Raw genomic sequence first — 21,210 nt, forward strand, 5'->3', positions numbered from 1 at the left:
TCGCCTTCCTTGCGCCATCCACTATAAATAGTGATATGGGATGCGCCTCGCCAGCGCATCGCGCGCGCCGCGATACCGGGCGCAAGGAGTCACCATGAAGAACAAGTGCTGGCCTCTGTGGCCGTGGCTTTTTGTCGCCGCGCTGACGGCATGCACCGTGACACTGCCGCCGGCCCCACCCGCCGCGCGCGCACCTGGGCCCCCCGCGGCGCCCCCCGCTGTTGTCCGCGAACGGCCGACGCCAATTGTTCCGCGCGACATCGATATCTCCGCCAATTGCCAGCGCACCGAGGAAGACGGCTTCCGCGAGGATGCGCATATGCAAGTGGTGAGCAACGACGTGCGCAGTCTGTCCTGGAAACTCTGGGTGGGCAGGCGTGGCTCCTGCCATTTCGATCTCGCCGAGTTCCGCCAGGTGCGCAAGACTCCGCACATCGAACTGCGGGCCATCGACGACAGCGGCTGCACGCTGATGGTGTGGCAGGATCCGCGGCGCGTCACGCTCGCCCATGCGCATTGCGAGCAGCATTGCACCCCGGGCATCTATGAACAGGCGTGGCCGGTACTGTTCAACCCGCGCAGCGGCACGTGCGCGCAGATCCGGTAGCGCGCAGCACGCGCTGGCAATGGGAAACAGGATAAGGAGACGGGCGCGACGGGCCCCGCCTCCGAAGAGCAGCACGCCGCCCTACTTTGCCTTCGGCACGCGCCCCATCAGGTAGAACTCCTCGTTGGGCCGCATGCTGATGGTGTTAGCCATGCGGTTGGACAAGCCGAAGAAGGCGGTGATGGCGGCAATATCCCAGGCGTCCTCGTCGCTGAACCCATGCTTGCGCAGTGCAGCGAAATCGGCATCGCCCACCTCACTGGAGGCCTGGCAGACCTTGAGAGCGAAGTCGAGCATGGCGCGCTGGCGCGGCGTGATGTCGGCCTTGCGGTAGTTGACAGCCACCTGGTCGGCCAGCTCCGGTTTTTTCTCGTAGATGCGCAGGATGGCGCCATGCGCCACTACGCAGTACAGGCATTGGTTGGCGCCCGAGGTGGCAACCACGATCATTTCGCGCTCGCCCTTGGTCAGCCCCCCGTCCTTGAGCATCAGCGCGTCGTGGTAGGCGAAGAAGGCGCGGAATTCGTCCGGCCGGTGGGCCAGCGTGAGGAACACGTTGGGTACGAAACCAGCCTTGTCCTGGACTTCCAGGATGCGCGCCCGGATGTCCTCGGGCAGCTCGGCGATGGCGGGAACCGGATAGCGGCTCAGCGGCGGCGTGGATGCGGTCATGGTGGTCTCCTTCGGGGGTATCCCCCTCTTTGCACTGCGCATGAACCGCCCGCAACAGCTGCCGCGGGCAGCGAAAAACCGGCTTACTGGGTGGCGAACTGGATCTTGTGGAGTCCGGCGTAGAGTCCCTCGGCCGACAGCAGTTCGGCGTGGGTGCCATGCTCCGCCACCCGGCCGTGGTCGAGCACCACGATGCGGTCGGCGTTCTCGATGGTGGACAGGCGGTGCGCGATCACCAGCGTGGTACGGCCGACCATCAAGGCCTCCAGCGCGGCCTGGACCTGGCGCTCGGACTCCGAGTCGAGTGCCGAGGTCGCTTCGTCCAGGATCAGGATCGGTGCGTCCTTGTAAAGAGCGCGCGCGATCGCCATCCGCTGGCGCTGGCCGCCGGAGAGCTTCATGCCGTTGTCGCCGATATTGGTATCGAGCCCTTGCGGCAGGCCCTTGACCACATCGGTCAGGTAGGCGGCGGCCAGCGCGCGCTCGACGCGCGCCATATCGATGTCCGCCGCGGGATGCACGCCATAGGCAACATTGGCGGCCACGGTGTCATTGAACAGCACCACCTCCTGGCTGACAAAAGCGATCTGGCGACGCAGGTCTTGCAACGAGAACGCGTCGATCGTCTTGCCGTCCAGCAGGATGCGGCCCTCGGTCGGGTCGAAGAAGCGCGGCACCAGGTTGACCAGCGTGGTCTTGCCGCTGCCCGACGGCCCCACCAGCGCCACCACCTCGCCGGCGCTGACGTTGAAGTGGATGTTGTCCAGCGCCGGACGGGCGGCATCGCCGTAGCGGAAGCCCACCTTCTCGAATACCAGCTCGCCACGCGCGCGCTCAAGCGGCAGCCCGCCGTTCTGCGGCTCGACCGGCTCATCGATCAGGCCGAAGATCATCTCGGCCGCGGTCAGGCCGCGCTGCAGCGGCTGGTTCAGGTCGGTCAGGTGCTTGAGCGGCGAGACCAGCAGCAGCATCGCCATCACAAAGCCGGTGAAGCTGCCCACCGTGGTGTGGTTGGTCTGCGACTGGATCATCGCGATGGTGAGGATGACCGACAGAGCCAGCGCCGCCAGGAATGCCGTGACGGGCTGGTTCAGCCCGCCCGCCACTGCCATGCGCATGGAATAGCCACGCAGGCGCTCAGCCATGGCCGCGAAACGCGACGTCTCATAGGCTTCGCCGCCATGCAGCTTGACCACCTTGTAGCCACCGGCGGCTTCCTCGACCACGTAGGCGGCGGTGTTGGTCAGCGCCTGGTGGTCGCGATTGAGGCGGCGCAGGCGGCGATTGACCTTGGCCATGACGAAGCCGATCACCGGCAGGATCACCGCCACCACCAGCGTCAGGCTCCAGTTGGTATAGAACAGGTAGACAAGGAGCGCCAACACGGTGAGCGAATCGCGCACCAGGGTGATCAGCACGCCGGTCAGGATCTGCATGACCTGGTTGACTTCGAAGATCACCGCATTGATCAGCGACGCCGCGGTATTGCGATGGTAGAACAGCGCGGGCGCATGCAGCATGCGCTCGAACATCTGCATACGCATCTTCAGCAGCACCCGGTTGGAGATCAGGGCGAGCAGGTAGCCGGAAGCGAACTGCGCCACCCCGCGTACCAGTGCCACGCCAATCAGCAGCGCCGGCACGTGCCAGAGCTTGCCGGCATATGCGCCGCCGAAACCGTTGTCGAGCAGGTCATTGACGACCTTCGGCATGATCCCTTCGGCGCCCGCCACAGCCGCCATCGCGATGATGGCAACGATGAAGATGCGCATTTCCGGACGCAGGTATGACCAGACTCGTTTCAGGGTGTCGGCTTCCTGTGCCGGGGGTGCATTTTGTTCTTGGACTTTCACGGTTTCTCCACCCCGTCGGTCCGGGGATACTTTGCTTGTACTGCAGCCAGCCCGAGCAAGAGCCCGATCACGCCGGCATAGAAAACGATACTTGCCTGGTGGGCCATCGTGACCTGGGTCAGGCCGCCAATCAGGCTGGCCATGACGACCGCCAGTCCGGCCGCGGCAAGGCACTCGCCACGCTCGTCGCCCTGGCGGCGGCTCTGGCGCAAGAGCCCGAAGAACAGCCAGGCCGGCACCAGGAAAATCGACATGACGGCAATCAGGCCGGGCACGCCCATGGTGGCAAGCGCCTCCATCACGTCGTTGTGGGCATGCTCCAGGCAGAACTGGTGGCTGCGGCTGACCTGGCAGGCCGGCAGTGCCTCCGTCAGCTGGCGGAACTGGCTCAAGCCGATCCCGCTCCATGGATGCGCTGCGAACGCCGTGGCCGCCATTTGCCATATCAGCAGGCGCGCGCCGGTCGAGGTATCCGCATTGCCGGCCTCGAACTGCGCAACATCCTGGCCGACCAGGTCCACCCGCTTGGCGACCGGGCTGCCCGGCACCAGATAGAGCGCACCCGCTAACGCCGCCAGCAATGCCACCATGCCGATAAAGGCCGGCAGCCGAATGCGGCGGTAGCGCACCGCGAGCAGCGGGACCATGGTCAGGGCCAGGGACAGCCAGGCGCCACGCGATCCGTTGAGGACCAGCACGGCACCCGCCACCACCAGCCCCCCCCATGCCAGCGCATGGTCGAGCCGGCGATGGCCCGGCCGCGCAAATCCGATCAGCCCGAACGCCGCCACCATATTGGCAAAGGCGATAGGCTGGGTCCACGCCGCCGGGCGGTCATCATGCAGCACCAGGAACTGGTACGCCACGATCAGCAGGCAGGACACCAGCGCCAGTGGAATCCCGTACCAGAGCATGCGGCTGTCCGGGCGATGCCGCAGCACCGCCAGGCAGGTCAGCAGGGCCAGCAGCACGCGCGTGGGGTTATCGATCGCGCTCCAGCGCAGGCCGAAGAGCAGCTTGGATGCGATGCACACCACAAGTACCGCTAGAATGGCTAGCCCGAGCGGGACCAGCAGGGAGCGATACCACGCCATGGTCAGGCCCATGCCCCGCCAGCCCAGCAGCATGGCCAGCACCACCGCGCCAATGAAGATGCCCGCGCCGCGCGGTACGCTCAGCAGCAGCACGGGGAAAGCAAGGACCAGCCCGTTGGCCAGCCATGCCTGTTTGGTCGCACGAAACACCATAAGCAAACTCTATGAGAATCTCAGTCGTACTAATTACAAAAAACGAGGCACACAATATCCGGGAGTGCCTGGAAAGCGTGTCCTGGTGCGACCGCGCGATTATAGTGGATTCGGGTAGCCAGGACGGGACGGTCGAACTGGCCCGCAGCCTGGGTGCCGAGGTCTTCGAAACCGAGCACTGGCCGGGTTTCGGCGCCCAGAAAAACCTGGCGGTGTCGAAGGCCGACAGCGACTGGATCTTCTCCATCGACGCCGACGAACGGGTCACTCCCGAGTTGCGCGACGAGATCCTCGCGGCGATCGCGTCCGGCCAGGCCGACGCCTACGAAATGCCGCGCCTGTCGCGTTTCTGCGGCCGTTTTATCCGCCACGGCGGCTGGTATCCCGACTACGTCACACGGTTGTTCCGGCGCGGCCGCGCCCGCTTCACCGACGATCTCGTGCATGAACGCGTGATCTCCGACGGCCCCACCGGCAAGCTGAACACGCCGCTGCTGCATTACACCTACGACGACTTTTCGCAGGTGCTGCGCAAGATCGACCAATACTCCACCCTGGGCGCCCGGCAGGGCCTGGCGCGCGGCAAGACGGCCTCGCCCGCCGGCGCCGCGCTGCATGGCGCCTGGGCCTTCCTGCGGACCTACCTGCTGCGCCGCGGCTTTCTGGATGGCGCGCAAGGCCTCGGCGTGGCGCTGATGAACGGCCAGGCCAGCTACTACAAGTACATCAAGCTGCGGTACCTGCAGCAGCAGAAGCGGCAGGAGCAGCCGCGGTAGGGGTTGCCGCCCCCGTGCATGGAGCGCCCAGCAGATCGTCGACGCAAGCGCCGAAAGCTGCCGAGGTCGGGCCAAAGCCCATCTGCTCGATATGGRCCGCCGCATAGGCCAGCAGCCGGGCACGCAGCGGCTCGTCCTCCAGCCCGCGGCGAATCGCCTCCGCCAGCGCGGGCACATCGCCAACCGGCGTCAGCAGCCCGGCCTTGCCCTCGGCCAGGATCTCGCGCGGGCCCACAGGGCAATCGGTGCTCACCACGAACTGGCCGAGCGCCATGCCTTCCAGCAGCACATTCGGCAGTCCCTCCATCTTGGAGCTGAATGCCATCAGCCGCGCATGGTGGATCCAGGCATAGGGATTGGGCTGGAAGCCGGCAAAGCTGACGCGCTCGCTGATACCCAGCTCGCGCGCGAGCGCCTCAAGCCGGCCGCGTGAAGCGCCGTCGCCCACCAGCACCAGCCGCTCGCGCAAACCCGTGCCCCTGACCAGCGCCGCGTAGGCCCGCAGCAGCGTGGTGAAATCCTTCTGGCTCTCCTCCAGCCGCCCCACCGAAACGATGTAGGGATGGGCCGGCGGGCTGAACGGTGCCTTGCCAAGCGCGCGAATACGGTCGAGATCGGTGGCGTTGTAAAGGCGGATGAACTTGCCGGCCGCCTCGGGAATCAGCGCCCGCGCATCCGCCAGCATGGTGTCATTGAGCACGACGATGCGGTCATAGTGCTCGCGGCACTGGCGCCGCAGCTTGCGCAGCTTGCGGCGGTTCTCGCGCTCAAGGTGCGCCACGCTGAAATGCTGGTAGCCAATCATCGGCACTGGCAACCGCCCTGTCAGCCGCGACAGCGACATGTCGTAGTCGATCACCAGGTCATAGTCGCGCAGGATGCCGCGAAAGCGCCGGTTGACCAGCGGCTTGCGCAGCGGCGGCAGCAGCACTTCCTCGTAGATCTTGCCAAGCGGGCCCAGCTTGCCCGCTTTCTTAAGTTGCCGGCAACGCGACAGCCAGGCTTCCGGCGCGAGGATGTGGAGCTTGACGTCCGGCGGCAACAGCGCGCGGAAATGGGTCTCCAGTGCTTCGGTCGGATAGGTCAGGGTCAGGCCTATCTCGAAGCGTTCGCGATCCAGCGAGGCGAGCAGCGACACCAGCGAGGTCTCGATGCCGCCGCGCAGGAAGTGAGTCAGGTGAAAGAGGATGCGTTGCTTAGCCATGCGGGGCTTGTGTGATCCATGGAATGACGGGATGGCAGCAATACCGATCAGGGCGGCGCAATGCCGTTGCCGCCCTGCCGGCAGCCCGGGTCAGCCGTACAGCATGCGAACGTTCTCGCCCGACAAGGCCGAGCGGAAGCTCGCGAGCGCATCCTCGGACGGCGTGACCAGCCATTGCCGGCCCAGCTCCGCCTCGCAGCGGGCACCGGTGGTGGCATAGCTGATGCGCACCGGCAAGCCAGGGCTGTTGGCCACCGTCGCCAGGTAGGGCGTGAGCAGTTCGCGCAACAGCTCGGTAGAGGCATTGCCATTGAAAGCCAGGCCGACCGCTTCGGCGTACTTGGCGCGCGCCGCCACCAGGTCCATCACCGATTCGGCGGTGAAACGCACGCCGCCGGTAAAGGTGTCATGGCGGGCGTTGCCTTGCACGATCACCATCTCGTCCTCGCGGAACATATGGCGGTTGGCGTCGAACAATTCGTTGAACACGGTCATCTCGACCTGCCCGGTGCCGTCGTCGAGCAAGACGATCAGCATCTTGCCGCGCTGCGTCATCTGGGTACGCATGCCGGTAATGACACCGGCGATCACCTTGCCGCGCACATCGCGGCCATAGCCGCCGCCATTGCCCTGTACTTCCTTCTCCAGCCCGGCCAGCGTGCCTTTGAGGAAGCGGCCGACTTCGTCACGATAGGCATCGAACAGGTGCCCCGAGAAGTAATACCCCAGGGCCTGCTTTTCTTCCTGCAGCGTGCGCTTGGGCGCCCAGCGCGGCTCGTCGACCAGTTCGGGACGGTGCGATTCACCGGCGTCGGCCATCAGGTCGAACAGCGAGACCTGGTTGGCCGACTCAGCCTTCTGCTCGGCGGCCTCCATCGCGAGCGACACGGAGGCAAGCAGCTGGCCGCGATTGTCATTGAGGCTGTCGAAGGCGCCGGCGCGGATCAGCGCCTCGATGGTGCGGCGGTTGACCTGGCGGCGGTCGACGCGCTCGCAGAAGTCGAACAGGTCGGTGAAGGGCTTTTCCTCGCGAGCGCGCAGGATGTCTTCGATGGCGCCCTGCCCCGAGCCCTTGATGCCGCCCAGGCCGTAGCGGATCGTCTTGGCATCGGTCGGCGCGAAGCGGTATTCGCTGGCGTTGACGTCGGGCGGCAGCACCTTGAGGTGGTTGAGCTTGCAATCCTCGTGCAGGATCTTGACCTTGTCGGTGTCGTCCATGGCGAGCGACATATTGGCTGCCATGAATTCGGCCGGATGGTGCGCCTTGAGCCAGGCCGTGTAATAGGCCAGCAGCGCATAGGCGGCCGCGTGCGACTTGTTGAAGCCGTAGCCCGCGAATTTCTCCATCAGGTCGAAGGTGTCGTCGGCCTTCTCGGCGGTCAGGCCGTTCTTGGCCGCGCCCGCGCGGAACAGCTCGCGGTGCTGGGCCATTTCCTCGGCCTTCTTCTTACCCATGGCGCGGCGCAGCAAGTCGGCGCCGCCCAGCGAGTAGCCGCCGATGATCTGCGCCATCTGCATCACCTGCTCCTGGTAGACCATGATGCCGTAGGTCTCCTTGAGCACCGGCTCGACGCGCGGGTCCGGGTACTCCACCTTCTCGCGGCCGTGCTTGCGCGCGCAGAAGCTGGGAATCAGGTCCATCGGGCCCGGGCGGTAGAGCGCCACCAGCGCGATGATGTCCTCGAAGCGGTCGGGCTTGGCGTCCTTCAGCATGCCCTGCATGCCGCGGCTTTCCAGCTGGAACACGGCTACCGTGTTGGCCGTCTTGAGGATGTCGAAGGCGGGGCCATCGTCGAGCGGAATGTGGCTGCAGTTCCAGTCCGCCCTGGTCGGATCGAGCCGGCGGATATAGCGTTCGGCCCAGTCCAGGATGGTCAGCGTGGTCAGGCCCAAGAAGTCGAACTTGACCAGGCCTGCCGCTTCCACGTCGTCCTTGTCGTACTGGCTGACCACGCCGCTCATGCCGTCGTTCTGCGCGCCCTGGGTATAGAGCGGGCAAAAATCGGTCAGCTTGCCTGGCGCGATCAGCACGCCGCCGGCGTGCATGCCGACGTTGCGCGTCATGCCTTCCACGCGCTGCGCCAGCTCCAGCAACTGGCGCACTTCCTCTTCGTTCTTCTCGCGCTCGGTCAGGAGCGGCTCTTCCTTCTTGGCTTCCTCGATGGTGACGAGCTTGCCCGGCTTGAACGGAATCAGCTTGGCGATGCCGTCGACGAAACCGTAGCCCAGGTCAAGCACGCGGCCCACGTCACGCACCGCGGCCTTTGCGGCCATGGTGCCGAAAGTCGCGATCTGCGAGACGGCTGCGTGTCCGTACTTCTCCTTCACGTAAGTGATCACCCGATCACGGCCGTGCTGGCAGAAGTCGATGTCGAAGTCGGGCATCGAAACCCGTTCCGGGTTCAGGAAACGTTCGAACAGCAGCGCGTATTTGAGCGGGTCCAGGTCGGTGATGCCGAGCGCATAGGCCACCAGCGAGCCAGCGCCGGAGCCGCGCCCCGGCCCTACCGGCACGCCATTGTTCTTGGCCCAGTTGATAAAGTCCGCCACGATCAGGAAGTAGCCTGGGAAGCCCATCTTGATGATGGTGCCGGTCTCGAACTCCAGCCGGGCGTAGTACTCGGGGCGCTTGGCCTCGCGCACAGCCTCGTCGGGGAACAGCACCGCCATGCGCTTTTCCAGGCCTTCCTTGGCCAGGTGCACGAGGTAGTCGTCGAGCGACATGCCGTCGGGCGTGGGGAACAGCGGCAGGCGCGGCTTGCCCAGTTCCAGCGTGAGGTTGCAGCGGCGCGCGATCTGTACCGCGTTTTCCAGCGCGGACGGGATGTCGGCGAACAGCGCGCACATCTCGTCCTGGGACTTGAAATACTGGTCGGTGGTGAAGCGCCGCGTGCGGCGCGGATTGGCCAGCAGTTCGCCTTCGGCGATGCAGGTGCGGGCCTCGTGCGCGGTGAAGTCGTCGGCGGTCATGAACTGCACCGGATGCGTTGCCACCACCGGCAGGCGCATTTTGGCCGCCAACTGCACCGCCTGCTGCACATAGGCATCGGTGCCGGGCTGGCCGGCACGCTGCAGTTCAATGTAGAAACGCTGCGGGAAGACCTTGGCCCAGTGCGCCGCGGCTTGTGCCGCTACCGCCTCATTGCCATTGGCCAGCGCCACGCCGATATCACCGCCCATGGCCCCGGAAAGAGCAATCATGCCAGTGGCCAACGGCAGGCCCTCTTCACCGGCCTCGTCAAACCAGGCCGGATCGATCTCGGCGCGGCCGCGGTACTGGTTCGACAGCCATGCGCGCGACAGCAGCACGCACAGGTTGAGGTAGCCGCGCCGGTCCTGGACCAGCAGCAGCAGCCGCGTGGGCTTGTCGCGATCGTCGGCGTTGGTCAGCCAGACGTCGGCGCCGACCACGGGCTTGACGCCGCCGCCGCGCGCTTCCTTGTAGAAGCGGATCAGGCCGAAGGCGTTGGCCAGGTCGGTCAGGGCGAGCGCGCCCATGCCATCGGCGGCGGCGGCCTCGACGGCGTCCTCAAGACGCACGATGCCATCGACGACGGAGTATTCGGAATGGAGACGGAGATGAACGAAGCGAGGTGCAGACATGGGCGTAATTGTACCGGCTCGGCATGTCCTCGCCCGCCTTCTTTGCGCCACGGACCGCACGGCAAGACCAACCCGGCCGCTCGGAAAAGACCAGCACGAGGCCTTCAAGGCGCTATAATTTCGCCTTTCCAATCAGGCAGTTACCGCGCGGTCACAATGCGCGGGCCGGGCGTGCGCCACCTATGCAGATCGTAAACATCTCCGCTTACAAATTCGTCACGCTGGACGATATCCCGGCTTTGCGCCCGGAAATGCGCGCGCGCTGCGAAGCCCACGGGCTCAAGGGCACCATCCTGCTCGCGCCGGAAGGCATCAACCTGTTCCTGGCCGGCGTGCGCGAAGCCATAGACGGCTTCCTGGGATGGCTCCACGCCGACCCGCGTTTTGCCGACATCGCGCCCAAGGAGAGCCTGTCGGAGAACCAGCCCTTCAAGCGCATGCTGGTGCGCGAGAAGAAGGAAATCATCACCATGAAAATGCCGCTGATCCGCCCCGAGGCAGGGCGCGCGCCTGCGGTACGGCCCGTGGAGCTCAAGCGCTGGCTGGACCAGGGCCATGACGACGCCGGCCGCCCGGTGGTGATGCTCGATACACGCAATGCATTCGAGGTCGCGGTCGGCACCTTCGAGCAGGCGGTCGACTACGACATTGCCAAGTTCAGCGACTTCCCGCCGGCCATCGCGGCACACAAGGCGGAGTTCGAGGGCAAGACCATCGTGTCGTTCTGCACCGGTGGCATCCGCTGCGAGAAAGCCGCCATCCACATGCAGGAGGCCGGCATCGAGCACGTCTACCAGCTCGAAGGCGGTATCCTGAAGTATTTCGAGGAAGTGGGCGGCAGCCACTATCAGGGCGACTGCTTCGTCTTCGATTACCGCACCGCGCTCAACCCGAGCCTGGAGCCCGCCGGACCGAAGCAGTGCTTCGCCTGCCGCGCCGTGGTCACCGCCGAGGAGCAGCAAAGCCCGCACTATGTGGTGGGCAAGAGCTGCCCGCACTGCATCGGCCAAGACCAGGCTGCCGCGGCCTGAGATCGCTCCCTGTACGGCTGCCCGATGGCAATCAGGCAGCCAGCAGATGGTAGAGGTTGCGAAGCATGCCGGCGGTGGCGCCCCAGATAAAGCGGTGGCCGCCGTCTTCGCGCGGGAAGGGCATGGCGTAGAACAGGCGCTCGCCGTCCACCCAGCGGAACAGACGCTGCTGGTGATGGGAAGGGTCCATCAGGAACCCCAGGGGAACCTCGAAGACATCGGCGACCTCGCGCGCATCGGGGCGCAGCGTGAAACCGTCGCGCACCAGGCCCACCACCGGGCTGACATGGAAACCGGTGCCCGTGATGTAGTCGGGCAGAGCGCCCAGCACCTCCACATAGTCGCGCACCAACCCAACTTCTTCTTCGGTTTCACGCAACGCCGTGGCAACACGGTCGATATCAAAGGCTTCGTGCCGGCCGCCCGGGAAACTGATCTGCCCGGCGTGCGAACTCAGGTTGGCATTGCGTTCGGTCAGCAGCACGGTCAGCCCGTCGCCCCGCTCAACCAGAGGCACCAGCACGGCCGCGTCGCGCAGCTTGAGGCTGCGATCGTAGGCACGCGATTCGTCAGTCAGCTCGGGCGCCCACGCCGGCGGCGACTGCAGCCGGTGGCGGATGAACTCGGGCTGCAGGCGCGCATCCGCAAGCGGCGGATGCCGGGTATCGGTTGCGACGATGGGGAGGGATTCGGGATCGAAGGCAGGACGCATAATCGTTGTGAGTATGACAGAAGCCGGCCAAGCCGTTCTTCATGCACCGCAGCAAAAATACCGTGCGCAGACGCAAAAAGGGCACCCGAAGGTGCCCTTTTTGCGCAGCCACGACCGGCAGAACCGATCGTGGCGACAGCGGCTTACTCCGCAGCAGCAGCCTTGGCCGGTGCCGACTTGTATGCCAGCTTTTCCTTGATCCGCGCGGACTTGCCCGAACGCTGACGCAGGTAGTACAGCTTGGCGCGGCGGACGTCGCCACGGCGCTTCACTTCGATCGCTGCGATCAGCGGCGAGTACAGCTGGAACGTACGTTCCACGCCTTCACCCGACGAAATCTTGCGCACGATGAAGGACGAATTCAGGCCGCGATTGCGCTTGGCAATCACCACGCCCTCATAAGCCTGCACGCGCTTGCGGCTACCTTCCACCACGTTCACGCTGACGATCACGGTGTCGCCGGGTGCGAATGCGGGGATGGTCTTGTTCGCGGTCAGGCGCGCGATTTCGTCTTTCTCGATCAGCTCGATGATGTTCATCGTTTTTTCTCCTTGTCCATCATGCCGACGTTGTATGCCCCAGGCATGGCCTGGGCCCCGGCAGAGGATGGGGTTTCACCTGGCGGGAGCGAACTCCCGCCCTTCTTTCGCCAGCCAGGCCGACAGGAATTTCTCGTCGGCCCGGCTCAGCAACCCTTGGCTGCGCGCTGCCTCGATCAGATCGGGGCGCTTCTTCGCAGTATTCGCGAGCGCCTGCTGGCGCCGCCACTTCTCGATCTCGGCATGATGGCCCCCGAGCAGTATCTCGGGCACCCGCACACCTTCGTATTCTTCCGGCCGCGTATAGTGCGGACAGTCCAGCAGCCCATTGACGAAGCTGTCCTGAACCGCCGACTGGGCATCGCCCAGCACGCCCGGCAAATGCCTGACGACCGCGTCGATTACGGCCATGGCCGGCAACTCGCCGCCCGACAGCACGAAATCGCCGAGGCTGATTTCCTCATCCACGCGCCGCTCGATCAATCGCTGGTCGATGGCTTCGTATCGGCCACAAAGCAGCACAAGGCCGGGACGCTGTGCCAGCGACATCACCTTCCGATGCGTCAGGGGCGCGCCTTGCGGCGACATCAGCACCACATGCGGCTTCACCGGCTCGCCCGGCACATCCGTGGCGGCTTGCGCCGCCAGTTGCGCCGAACATGCCGCGCCGATCGCATCTTCCAGTGGCTTGGCCAGCATTACCATGCCAGGACCGCCGCCGTACGGGCGATCATCGATCGTACGGTAGTTGTCGCTGGTGAAATCGCGCGGATTCCAGGTGCGCAGCGTATAACGCTGCTGCTTGGCCGCCCGGCTGGTGATACCCCAGTCGGTCAGCGCACGGAACATCTCGGGAAATAGCGTGATCACATCGAACTGCATCCGCCCCTCCCTATACTTGCCCACCCGGCCGCCGCCAGCCGAGCGTCCGTTGCCGGACCGCTCAGTAGTCCAGGCCCCAGTCGACCACCACGCGTCTGGCCGAAATATCGACCGAGCGCAGGAATGCGTCGACAAAGGGGATCAGGCGCTCGCCTGCCTTGCCGTCAGGCAAGGTATGCGCTACCTGCAGGATCTGGTGCGCGCCGTTGTCGATCAGGCCGGACACTTCGCCCAGCGACTCGCCCTGCTCATTGAACACGGCGCAGCCGATCAGATCGACCCAGTAAAATTCGTTTTCATCCGGCGCGGGGAAATCCTCGCGACGAATCCAGACACGGCGACCCTTGAGCGCTTCCGAGTGGTTGCGGTCGGACACGCCGTTCGCCTGGGCCACCACGGTACCGCTATGCTCACGGGATTGCACGACCTTCACGCACAATGCCTCCGATGCCACGGCATCGGCCGCGCCCACCAGGCCTGTCGGCGGGGCTTTCAGCAGCCACCAGCGGCGCGCATGCAACAACGCGCTCGCATCGTCGGCGTGTGGCTGGACCTTGATCCAGCCCCGTATGCCATAAGCTGCGCTGATGTAACCGACCTCGATCAGGTCGTCCGGCAGCTTATCGGTAAACGCCAGCGCAGCCGGAAACCCAGCTACGCCCTGCGGCTTGAAACTCGCCTTTTCCTGCACACCGGCCTGGGGCCGGGCCGAGGGCTCGAGCGGCACATTGAGCGGCCGCCGCGCCGGGACGCCTTGCTTGCGTTCTGTCACGTGTCGTTTGCCACGCGTCGCGAAACGCGCGTCACAACAATCAGGCCACAGCCTTGGCGGCGTTCTGCTTGACCAGACGGGCAACCGTCGGCGACAGCTGGGCGCCAACGCCGGTCCAGTACGTCAGGCGGTCTTGCACCAGACGCAGGCCTTCTTCGCTTGCCGAAGCCAGGGGATTGTAGAAACCAATACGCTCGATGAAACGGCCATCGCGACGATTACGCGAGTCAGCAGCGACGATATTGAAGAAGGGGCGCTTCTTGCTGCCACCGCGAGCCAGACGGATTACGACCATGGTTTGATTCCTCAGAAAACTTGATGTTCGAACACGAAACGCAAGAGTATAGACCAAATCCCGAGCCCAAACAAACACTTAGAGCGATTGACTCGACACCTGGCGACAGGCATCGTGGCGAAAACCCCGACAGGAGATCTTGCCGTGCGTTCCTACCTTCACATTCGCGCCTTCCGCGCCCTGCTTGCAGCCACTTTCGCCGCGGCGGCCTGGTTCAGCCCCAATGCAAGCGCGGGCACGGCCCTGCCGCTGGAGCAGATCCAGCTGCCGCCGGGGTTCCGCATCGACGTGCTGAGCCAGGATGTGCCGGAAGCACGGGGCATGACCATGTCACCGGCTGGCACCCTCTTTATCGGTAGCCTTGGCCAGGGCAAGGTCTATGCAATCAGCAACGCGCTGGCGCCTGACCCGAGGGCAAGGACAATCGCCACCGGCCTGACCATGCCGGTAGGCGTGGCCTTCCGCGACGGGGCCCTTTATGCGTCCTCGGTCTCGCGCATCGTCCGGCTCGATGACATCGAAGCCCGGCTCGACACCCCGCCAAAACCGATCGTGGTGAGCGATCGCTTCCCTTCCGAAACCCACCACGGCTGGAAGTTCATCGCCTTTGGTCCGGATGGCTATCTTTATGTCCCGGTTGGCGCACCCTGCAATATCTGCAAGCCTGATGAAAACCGCTACGCCAATATCATGAAGATGAAGCCCGACGGGTCCGACCTGCAGGTAGTAGCCAGGGGCGTGCGCAATTCGGTGGGCTTTGACTGGCACCCGGTCACGCGCCAGCTGTGGTTCACGGACAATGGGCGCGATCAACTGGGAGACGACGTGCCAGACGACGAACTCAACCGCCTGACCCGTGCCGGCCAGCATTTTGGCTATCCATACTGCCACGCCGGCAGCGTCGCGGACCCTGAGTTCGGCAAGCAGCGCAACTGCTCGGAGTTCGAGCCGCCGGCCGCAAAGCTGGGCGCGCATGTCGCCTCGCTCGGGATGCGCTTCTATACCGGCTCACAGTTTCCCGCCGAATACCGGAACAATATTTTCATTGCCGAGCACGGCAGCTGGAACCGTAGCACGAAGGTCGGCTACCGCATTGTCCGGGTAGTGCTGAACGAGAGTGGCCAGGCAGTGCGCCAGGAAGTCTTCGCGCAAGGCTGGCTGCAAGACGGCAAAGCCTGGGGCAGGCCGGCCGATGTCCTGGTCGCCCCGGATGGTTCGCTGCTTGTCAGCGACGACACGGCGGGCGCCATTTACCGTATCCGCTACGCGCCGTGAGGCGTTGAAACGCCACTCCCCGCATTGCCCGCAGGCAAGCTGCGAAACGTACCGGGTGAGGCGAAACAATCCGTTACACCAGTAACGGCTTTTGCATATGCGTCCCGAAGGCCCGTGCGTACCATGAACCCATATCTCGAACAACTCACCGCGCGACAGGATACTGGGATTCCGCATGCTCCCCCGCACCTTCCTGCGCGACTCGGTGGCTGGCATCCTGTTGGCCGTTTCAGTGCTCGGCCTCAATGCTGTCAGCCATGCGCAGGTCGCGTTTTGGCAACACAGCCGGCCCGAAGGCCGGACCGCGGGCAATGGTAACGCGCGCGGCCAGGGTGGCTGGGAGATGGCTAGCGTACGCGCCGAACGGCAAGACCATGTGCGCGCCCAGATCGAAAGAATGGAAGCCCGAGCCCGCGCTGATGACCGCCTTAACGGTCGCCCCTTGCCTCCCCAGGAGCGCGATGACGAGCGCGGCCGCCCACCCGATCGCAACGCGCAAGGCGACAACGCGCGCGGCGAGCAGCGCGGTCCCGGCACCGGCCCCGGCTGGCAGGCGCGGGGACGCGACGGCGGCCGTTAGGTCCGCCTGACACCTGCATTTCCCTCCCCCGCCTGTTTGCCCTCCAAACGGCGGGATCCGCCTCCCTTTCCCCTACCCCCCTCCTCCCGGCTGTGCCGCGCACGGAACTCCCAAATGCTTCGCCGTCCGACGCGCATCGCTCCCGGCCTTCCCGCGCCCGCGCCTGAGGCCAGCGTACAATGAGCGCCGGTGCCAGCTTGACTGGCATTGATCTGATCTTGCGCCGGCCGCCCCCTGGCCGGCCATCAACCTAGTTGCCGCCTCATGCCTGCCGCTACCCAAGTTCCAGCCGCCACCGCACTCGTCAAGCCGCTTCCGGGCAAGTCCAAACTGCTCACGGTCGCGCTTGCCTTCCTGTTCGGCAGTTTGGGCTTGCATCGCTTCTACCTGGGTGGTTTGCGCGACAAGTTTGCATGGGCTCACCTGCTGGCGGCCCTGGCCGGGGTCATCGGCGTCATTTCGATACAGACTGGCGCCGGCACGCCGGCCTTGGACTGGACCTTTGCCATCGCCGGTGGCACATCGGTGATCAGCGCCTTCCTGGCAGCCATCGTGTACGGCCTGCGCCCGGACGATAGATGGGATGCCCGCTTCAATCCCCATGGCAAGCCGACCCGGTCTGGCTGGCCGGTCGTGATCCTGGTCATCCTGTCGCTGCTGATCGGAACCGGCCTGCTGATGGCCGGCCTGGCCATCAGTTTCCAGACCTTCTTCGAATCCCAGGTCGAAGCCGCTCGCGCCCTTTCGCAGTAATTAGCAGTTCCAAGGCCCAGGGGCCCAGGCGCCATGCACTTCGACCTGCTGGATATCGCGGTGTTCGTGCGCGCGGCGGCGCTGGGCAGCCTGTCGGCGGCGGCGCGCGATCTCGGGCTGTCCACGTCATCGGCCAGCAGCCGCCTGGCGCTACTCGAACAGAAGCTCGGCACGCGGCTGCTGCACCGGACCACGCGGCGCATTTCGCTGACCGGAGACGGACAGCGCTTTCTTGAGCATGCCGGGCAATTGCTCGACACGGCCGACCAGGCCGCGCAGTCGGTAGGCCGGGGGGCGGAAGCACCACACGGAATACTGCGCGTCACGGTGCCCGCATCCTTCGGCCGCCAGCATGTCTCTCCGGCCATCCCAGCCTTCCTTGCCGCCTACCCCGGCCTGACGCTGGACCTGCGGCTGACGGATCAGGTGATCGGCCTAGTGGAGGCCGGGGTAGACGTGGCGCTGCGCATGGGTGCCCTGCCCGACTCATCGCTGGTGGCCCGCCCGCTTGCCCCGAGCCATCGCGCCATTTGCGCCTCGCCCGCCTACCTTGCCGCCCATGGCACGCCACGGCACCCGGAGGATCTGCGCAACCACAATTGCATCGTGCTTGGCGACCAGGCCTCCTGGCAGTTCGACACGGCGCTGGGCAAGACCGCGATTGCCGTCAGCGGCAATCTCCGCACGGACAACGGCGAGGTCATCCGGGATGCGATCCTGGCTGGCATGGGGCTCGCGCTCAAATCCACCTGGGATGTCGGCCCCTACCTGCGCAGTGGCGCGCTAGTCAACGTGCTGCCGGATTATCCGGTGCTGCCGTCGGTATCGATCTGGGCGGTCTACCCGAGCCGCCGGCAGGTGCCGGCAAAAACCCGCGCCTTTACCGATTTCTTTGCGGCGCGCTTCGGCTCCCCGCCCTACTGGGACCGCCCCGAGGCAGCACCGCCTGCCTGACTGGCCTGGCTCCCGCACCGCAAGACACACCTGGCTGTTTTTGCAAAGTGCTGCAGCAGGAATACCCATTGCCGAGCCGCCGTCCCGCACAGACCACGTCGTGCGCGATTCTCCAAATCTTCCGCTTCCAGGGACATCCACCCTTTACTCCTTGCCGGCGAGCTGTTGGGCACTGTATATTTATACAGTATCAATCGTAGCCGCAGGACTGCCAACGTGACGACCCGACCTCCCTCCTCCAGCCCGCTCAAAGGCCGGGCGGCGCGCTCGAACAACGTCAGCCGCTTCGATGCATGGACCCGCGAACGGGTCGACGATGAGTCACGAGCCCTTGATGAGCCAGAGATACCCCAGATCCAGACCATTGTTTTCACGGAGAAGGCGAAACGCATCGTCTCGCGCAACCAGTCGCCGGACCTGCCCTTTGATGCTTCCATCAATCCTTACCGAGGATGCGAGCACGGTTGCATCTACTGTTATGCCAGACCCAGCCATGCCTATCTGGGACTTTCGCCGGGCCTCGACTTCGAAACCCGCCTGTACGCGAAGGAGAACGCCGCYGAGCTGCTCCAGGCCGAACTAGGCAGCCGCGGCTACACGCCATCGGTCATCGCGCTGGGCGCCAATACCGACCCTTACCAGCCCATCGAGCGCAAACTCCGCATCACACGGGGCATACTGGAAGTGCTGGAACGGTTCAACCATCCGGTGGCCATCACGACCAAGTCGGGGATTGTCACGCGCGACATCGACATCCTCCAGCGCATGGCGGCCAGGAACCTGGTCCGGGTCCATATGTCGGTCACATCGCTCAACAATGAGATAGCCCGCACGCTGGAACCGCGGGCGAGCGCACCGGCACGTCGCATCGCAGCCATCGCGTCGCTGAGTGAGGCCGGGATTCCCGTGGGCGTGATGGTGGCGCCCGTCATCCCAAGCCTGACCGACCCGGAAATGGAGTCCATCCTGGAGGCGGGCGCCAACGCTGGCGCGAAGACAGCCGCCTATATCCTGCTGCGGCTGCCGCGCGAGGTAGCGGATCTGTTTTCCGAGTGGCTGGCCACCTACCATCCGCTGCGCGCCCGGCATGTCCGTAGCCTGATCGCGCAGATGCGGGGCGGCCAGGCCTACGACTCCAACTTCGGCACGCGCATGACAGGTACCGGCATTTTTGCCGAACTGCTGCGCAAGCGTTTCAAGCTRGCCTGCCAGCGCCATGGGCTAAACGCCGAACGCCATCCCCTGACTACCGAACATTTCTCAAGGGCCGGTGCAACGCCACAGATGTCATTGTTCTAGACAGATGCCGGCAGGGTCTCAGGCGTGCGGTGCCTTCTCGTCGACCGCGATCGCCAGCGTCTCCTTGATCTCCTCCATCACAACGTAGCTCTTGGACTGCGCGGCGCCGGGCAACTGCAGCAGGATGTCGCCCAGCAGCCGGCGATACTCGCCGATCTCGCGGATGCGGGCCTTGATCAGATAATCGAAATCGCCCGATACAAGGTGGCACTCCAGCACCTCGGGAATACGCAACACCTCGCGGCGGAACTGCTCGAACATATTGCCCGACTTGTTGCCAAGCGAAATCTCCACGAACACCAGCAGGCCACTGCCAAGGAGCACGGGATTCAGGCGGGCGTAGTAGCCCATGATGACGCCGTCGCGCTCCATGCGCTTGACCCGCTCGATGCACGGCGTGATGGTCAGGCCAACCGCTTCCGCCAGCTCTTTCATCGACATGCGGCCGTCCGCCTGGAGCAAGGCCAGGATCTTGCGGTCCAGCCGGTCCAGGCTGCGCACGGGCTGACGACTTGTTCTCATTAGTTCTTCCTGTTTCCTTAAAAATTACGACAACTATGACTGCACATATTTCAATAGTATAGAGATAAATACTCTATCCACACTATTTCTTGGTTGTGAGCCCCCGACTATGCGCGTTCTCGTTCTTGGCAGTGGCGTAATTGGCGTGACCAGCGCCTGGTACCTGGCCCGTGCCGGCCATGATGTCACCGTGATCGACCGCGAGGCCGCGCCCGCGCTTGGCACCAGTTTTGCCAATGCCGGCCAGATCTCGCCGGGTTACGCGTCGCCGTGGGCAGCGCCTGGCGTGCCGCTCAAAGCCATCAAATGGATGTTCCAGGAGCACGCGCCGCTCACCATTCGCCCGGACGGCTCGCTGTTCCAGCTGCAGTGGATGTGGCAAATGCTGATGAACTGTACCGCCGACCGCTATGCCGTCAACAAGGAACGCATGGTGCGGCTGGCCGAGTACAGCCGAGACTGCATCCGCACCCTGCGAGCCGATACCGGCATCGCCTACGAAGGCCGCCAGCAAGGCACCCTGCAGATCTTCCGCACCGACGAGCAGCTCGACGGCGCGGCCAAGGACATTGCGGTGCTGGAGCAAGCCGGCGTGCCCTACCAGTTGCTATCGCGCGAAGAACTCGCCGCCAGCGAACCAGCCCTGGCCGCCGTCAGCCACAAGCTGAGCGGCGGCCTGCGGCTACCCAACGATGAAACCGGCGACTGCCAGCTGTTCACCCAGAAACTGGCGGCGATGGCCGAAGGCCTGGGCGTGAAGTTTCAATACAACCGCTCCATCGACGGCCTGCTGACCCGGGGCGATGCCGTCACCGGCGCCATGATCGGCGGCGAGCCCGTCACCGCGGACCTGGTGGTGGTGGCCCTGGGCAGCTGGTCGACGCCGTTCGTGAAGAACTTCCTGCCGGGCCTGTCGAACCTCCCGGTCTATCCGCTCAAGGGCTTCTCCCTGACGGTGCCGATGACCGATGCGGACCGCAGCCCCGTCTCCACGGTGCTCGACGAAACCTACAAGGTTGCGATCACGCGCTTCGACGATCGCATTCGCGTCGGCGGCATGGCCCAGATCGTCGGCTACGACCGCACGCTCGACCCGGCCAAACGCCGCACCCTGGAACACGTGGTGACCGACCTGTTCCCCGGCGCCGGCGACGTCAGCCGCGCCAGCTTCTGGACCGGTTTGCGCCCGATGACGCCGGACGGCACGCCCATCGTCGGCCCCACGCCGCTCAAGGGTCTCTGGCTCAATACCGGCCATGGCACGCTGGGCTGGACCATGGCCTGCGGTTCGGGCAAGTTGTTGTCGGACCTGGTGTCCGGCACTTCGCCGGCGATCCGCGCCGACGACCTCTCGGTCGCGCGTTATCTCAAGCGCCCGGGAACTCGCGCCGCGCACCGTCCTGCGGTGGCCTGATCCGCCAGAACTGAAAAGGGCGGCCCCGCGGGGCCGCCCTTTTTTTGCCTGCTACCGGGCGATCTCAGAACTGCGCTTCGCTCAATGCATTGACCGGCACCGCGCCTGCCACGACGGCATCGCGCAAGGCCGACGCCTGCGACAGGATGTGCTCCGCGAAGAAATGCGCGGTCGCGATCTTGGCATCGCTGAAGGAAGGATCCTCGCCACGCTTCGCATC

General features: G+C 65.0%; 21 protein-coding genes. 9 read left to right on the plus strand and 12 right to left on the minus strand.

The genetic code is table 11. The annotated features are described in order from the left end of the window. Nucleotides 1-94: 94 nt before the first annotated feature. Nucleotides 95-607 (plus strand): hypothetical protein, encoded by a 513-nt coding sequence (locus AC1DN0_RS22330; RefSeq protein WP_441634400.1) that lies wholly within the window; start codon nt 95-97, stop codon nt 605-607. Nucleotides 608-688: 81 nt separating this feature from the next. Here AC1DN0_RS22330 and AC1DN0_RS22335 read toward each other — a convergent pair whose 3' ends face one another. The 3 genes from AC1DN0_RS22335 to AC1DN0_RS22345 all read right to left on the minus strand — a co-directional run bounded on the left by AC1DN0_RS22335 (nt 689) and on the right by AC1DN0_RS22345 (nt 4,379). After that, entirely contained in the window at nt 689-1,279 is a 591-nt protein-coding gene (locus tag AC1DN0_RS22335; protein WP_441634402.1) for a peroxidase-related enzyme, read from the minus strand. Between the two features lie 83 nt (nt 1,280-1,362). Continuing rightward, the gene (msbA, locus tag AC1DN0_RS22340; RefSeq protein WP_441634404.1) at nt 1,363-3,132 is read right to left on the minus strand and encodes a lipid A export permease/ATP-binding protein MsbA; all 1,770 of its coding nucleotides are present in this window, start codon (nt 3,130-3,132) and stop codon (nt 1,363-1,365) included. After that, the gene (locus AC1DN0_RS22345; protein WP_441634406.1) at nt 3,129-4,379 is read right to left on the minus strand and encodes an O-antigen ligase family protein; all 1,251 of its coding nucleotides are present in this window, start codon (nt 4,377-4,379) and stop codon (nt 3,129-3,131) included. Before AC1DN0_RS22345 ends, msbA begins: the two co-directional genes overlap by 4 nt. Before the next feature lie 11 nt (nt 4,380-4,390). Here AC1DN0_RS22345 and AC1DN0_RS22350 point away from each other — a divergent pair, with 11 nt between their 5' ends. Beyond that, nucleotides 4,391-5,155: a glycosyltransferase family 2 protein gene (locus AC1DN0_RS22350; protein ID WP_477146016.1), complete on the plus strand. Its 765-nt coding sequence runs from the start codon at nt 4,391-4,393 to the stop codon at nt 5,153-5,155. Here AC1DN0_RS22350 and AC1DN0_RS22355 read toward each other — a convergent pair. Together AC1DN0_RS22355 and dnaE are read right to left on the minus strand one after the other, a co-directional pair. Then, nucleotides 5,106-6,359, minus strand: coding sequence for a glycosyltransferase (locus tag AC1DN0_RS22355; protein ID WP_477146017.1), 1,254 nt, complete (start codon nt 6,357-6,359; stop codon nt 5,106-5,108). The two genes, AC1DN0_RS22350 and AC1DN0_RS22355, sit on opposite strands and share 50 nt — an antisense overlap. Nucleotides 6,360-6,449: 90 nt before the next feature. Next, a complete protein-coding gene (gene dnaE, locus AC1DN0_RS22360) occupies nt 6,450-9,962 on the minus strand; it encodes a DNA polymerase III subunit alpha (protein WP_441634412.1) in 3,513 nt (1,170 codons plus the stop codon). 182 nt (nt 9,963-10,144) lie between these two features. Here dnaE and AC1DN0_RS22365 point away from each other — a divergent pair, with 182 nt between their 5' ends. After that, nucleotides 10,145-10,993 (plus strand): sulfurtransferase, encoded by an 849-nt coding sequence (locus tag AC1DN0_RS22365; protein ID WP_035859395.1) that lies wholly within the window; start codon nt 10,145-10,147, stop codon nt 10,991-10,993. 31 nt (nt 10,994-11,024) lie between these two features. On the opposite strand, the gene AC1DN0_RS22370 is transcribed toward AC1DN0_RS22365, so the two are convergent. The 5 genes from AC1DN0_RS22370 to rpsP all read right to left on the minus strand — a co-directional run bounded on the left by AC1DN0_RS22370 (nt 11,025) and on the right by rpsP (nt 14,193). Then, nucleotides 11,025-11,705, minus strand: a complete 681-nt coding sequence (locus AC1DN0_RS22370) for an NUDIX hydrolase (RefSeq protein ID WP_045238663.1) — start codon at nt 11,703-11,705, stop codon at nt 11,025-11,027. A 143-nt stretch (nt 11,706-11,848) separates the two neighbouring features. Next, on the minus strand, nt 11,849-12,244 hold the full coding sequence (gene rplS / locus AC1DN0_RS22375) for a 50S ribosomal protein L19 (protein ID WP_035859392.1): 396 nt from the start codon (nt 12,242-12,244) through the stop codon (nt 11,849-11,851). A gap of 75 nt (nt 12,245-12,319) precedes the next feature. After that, complete coding sequence (gene trmD / locus AC1DN0_RS22380) at nt 12,320-13,126, minus strand: tRNA (guanosine(37)-N1)-methyltransferase TrmD (protein ID WP_441634416.1); 807 nt, start codon at nt 13,124-13,126, stop codon at nt 12,320-12,322. 61 nt (nt 13,127-13,187) lie between these two features. Further along, the gene (rimM, locus tag AC1DN0_RS22385; RefSeq protein WP_441634432.1) at nt 13,188-13,817 is read right to left on the minus strand and encodes a ribosome maturation factor RimM; all 630 of its coding nucleotides are present in this window, start codon (nt 13,815-13,817) and stop codon (nt 13,188-13,190) included. A 121-nt stretch (nt 13,818-13,938) separates the two neighbouring features. Then, nucleotides 13,939-14,193 (minus strand): 30S ribosomal protein S16, encoded by a 255-nt coding sequence (rpsP, locus tag AC1DN0_RS22390; RefSeq protein WP_006158390.1) that lies wholly within the window; start codon nt 14,191-14,193, stop codon nt 13,939-13,941. A 144-nt stretch (nt 14,194-14,337) separates the two neighbouring features. Here rpsP and AC1DN0_RS22395 point away from each other — a divergent pair, with 144 nt between their 5' ends. The 5 genes from AC1DN0_RS22395 (at nt 14,338) to AC1DN0_RS22415 (ending at nt 19,054) form a co-directional block, all read left to right on the plus strand. Then, nucleotides 14,338-15,468 (plus strand): PQQ-dependent sugar dehydrogenase, encoded by a 1,131-nt coding sequence (locus AC1DN0_RS22395; RefSeq protein ID WP_441634418.1) that lies wholly within the window; start codon nt 14,338-14,340, stop codon nt 15,466-15,468. A 175-nt stretch (nt 15,469-15,643) separates the two neighbouring features. Then, nucleotides 15,644-16,048, plus strand: coding sequence for a hypothetical protein (locus tag AC1DN0_RS22400; RefSeq protein ID WP_441634420.1), 405 nt, complete (start codon nt 15,644-15,646; stop codon nt 16,046-16,048). A 264-nt stretch (nt 16,049-16,312) separates the two neighbouring features. Beyond that, on the plus strand, nt 16,313-16,801 hold the full coding sequence (locus AC1DN0_RS22405) for an NINE protein (protein ID WP_441634422.1): 489 nt from the start codon (nt 16,313-16,315) through the stop codon (nt 16,799-16,801). Nucleotides 16,802-16,834: 33 nt separating this feature from the next. Further along, entirely contained in the window at nt 16,835-17,755 is a 921-nt protein-coding gene (locus tag AC1DN0_RS22410) for a LysR family transcriptional regulator (protein WP_441634424.1), read from the plus strand. A 216-nt stretch (nt 17,756-17,971) separates the two neighbouring features. Beyond that, a complete protein-coding gene (locus AC1DN0_RS22415; protein ID WP_441634426.1) occupies nt 17,972-19,054 on the plus strand; it encodes a PA0069 family radical SAM protein in 1,083 nt (360 codons plus the stop codon). An 18-nt stretch (nt 19,055-19,072) separates the two neighbouring features. Here the strand turns inward: AC1DN0_RS22415 and AC1DN0_RS22420 are convergent, their stop codons facing one another. After that, on the minus strand, nt 19,073-19,576 hold the full coding sequence (locus tag AC1DN0_RS22420; RefSeq protein ID WP_441634428.1) for an Lrp/AsnC ligand binding domain-containing protein: 504 nt from the start codon (nt 19,574-19,576) through the stop codon (nt 19,073-19,075). Between the two features lie 109 nt (nt 19,577-19,685). On the opposite strand from AC1DN0_RS22420, the gene AC1DN0_RS22425 reads away from it, so the two are divergent. Continuing rightward, entirely contained in the window at nt 19,686-20,990 is a 1,305-nt protein-coding gene (locus AC1DN0_RS22425) for a D-amino acid dehydrogenase (RefSeq protein WP_441634430.1), read from the plus strand. A gap of 64 nt (nt 20,991-21,054) precedes the next feature. Here the strand turns inward: AC1DN0_RS22425 and AC1DN0_RS22430 are convergent. Beyond that, nucleotides 21,055-21,210, minus strand: a 156-nt coding sequence (locus AC1DN0_RS22430; protein WP_477146018.1) for an acyl-CoA dehydrogenase C-terminal domain-containing protein, incomplete at its 5' end; no start/stop codon positions are given.

This window comes from Cupriavidus sp. 05N39 (assembly GCF_056397325.1).

Bases quoted from the DNA above. Each gene is read 5' to 3' on its own strand.
- AC1DN0_RS22330 (WP_441634400.1), top strand. From the start codon at position 95: ATGAAGAACAAGTGCTGGCCTCTGTGGCCGTGGCTTTTTGTCGCCGCG.
- AC1DN0_RS22335 (WP_441634402.1), bottom strand. From the start codon at position 1,279: ATGACCGCATCCACGCCGCCGCTGAGCCGCTATCCGGTTCCCGCCATC.
- AC1DN0_RS22345 (WP_441634406.1), bottom strand. From the start codon at position 4,379: ATGGTGTTTCGTGCGACCAAACAGGCATGGCTGGCCAACGGGCTGGTC.
- AC1DN0_RS22350 (WP_477146016.1), top strand. From the start codon at position 4,391: ATGAGAATCTCAGTCGTACTAATTACAAAAAACGAGGCACACAATATC.
- dnaE (WP_441634412.1), bottom strand. From the start codon at position 9,962: ATGTCTGCACCTCGCTTCGTTCATCTCCGTCTCCATTCCGAATACTCC.
- AC1DN0_RS22365 (WP_035859395.1), top strand. From the start codon at position 10,145: ATGCAGATCGTAAACATCTCCGCTTACAAATTCGTCACGCTGGACGAT.
- AC1DN0_RS22370 (WP_045238663.1), bottom strand. From the start codon at position 11,705: ATGCGTCCTGCCTTCGATCCCGAATCCCTCCCCATCGTCGCAACCGAT.
- rplS (WP_035859392.1), bottom strand. From the start codon at position 12,244: ATGAACATCATCGAGCTGATCGAGAAAGACGAAATCGCGCGCCTGACC.
- trmD (WP_441634416.1), bottom strand. From the start codon at position 13,126: ATGCAGTTCGATGTGATCACGCTATTTCCCGAGATGTTCCGTGCGCTG.
- rpsP (WP_006158390.1), bottom strand. From the start codon at position 14,193: ATGGTCGTAATCCGTCTGGCTCGCGGTGGCAGCAAGAAGCGCCCCTTC.
- AC1DN0_RS22400 (WP_441634420.1), top strand. From the start codon at position 15,644: ATGCTCCCCCGCACCTTCCTGCGCGACTCGGTGGCTGGCATCCTGTTG.
- AC1DN0_RS22405 (WP_441634422.1), top strand. From the start codon at position 16,313: ATGCCTGCCGCTACCCAAGTTCCAGCCGCCACCGCACTCGTCAAGCCG.
- AC1DN0_RS22410 (WP_441634424.1), top strand. From the start codon at position 16,835: ATGCACTTCGACCTGCTGGATATCGCGGTGTTCGTGCGCGCGGCGGCG.
- AC1DN0_RS22420 (WP_441634428.1), bottom strand. From the start codon at position 19,576: ATGAGAACAAGTCGTCAGCCCGTGCGCAGCCTGGACCGGCTGGACCGC.
- AC1DN0_RS22425 (WP_441634430.1), top strand. From the start codon at position 19,686: ATGCGCGTTCTCGTTCTTGGCAGTGGCGTAATTGGCGTGACCAGCGCC.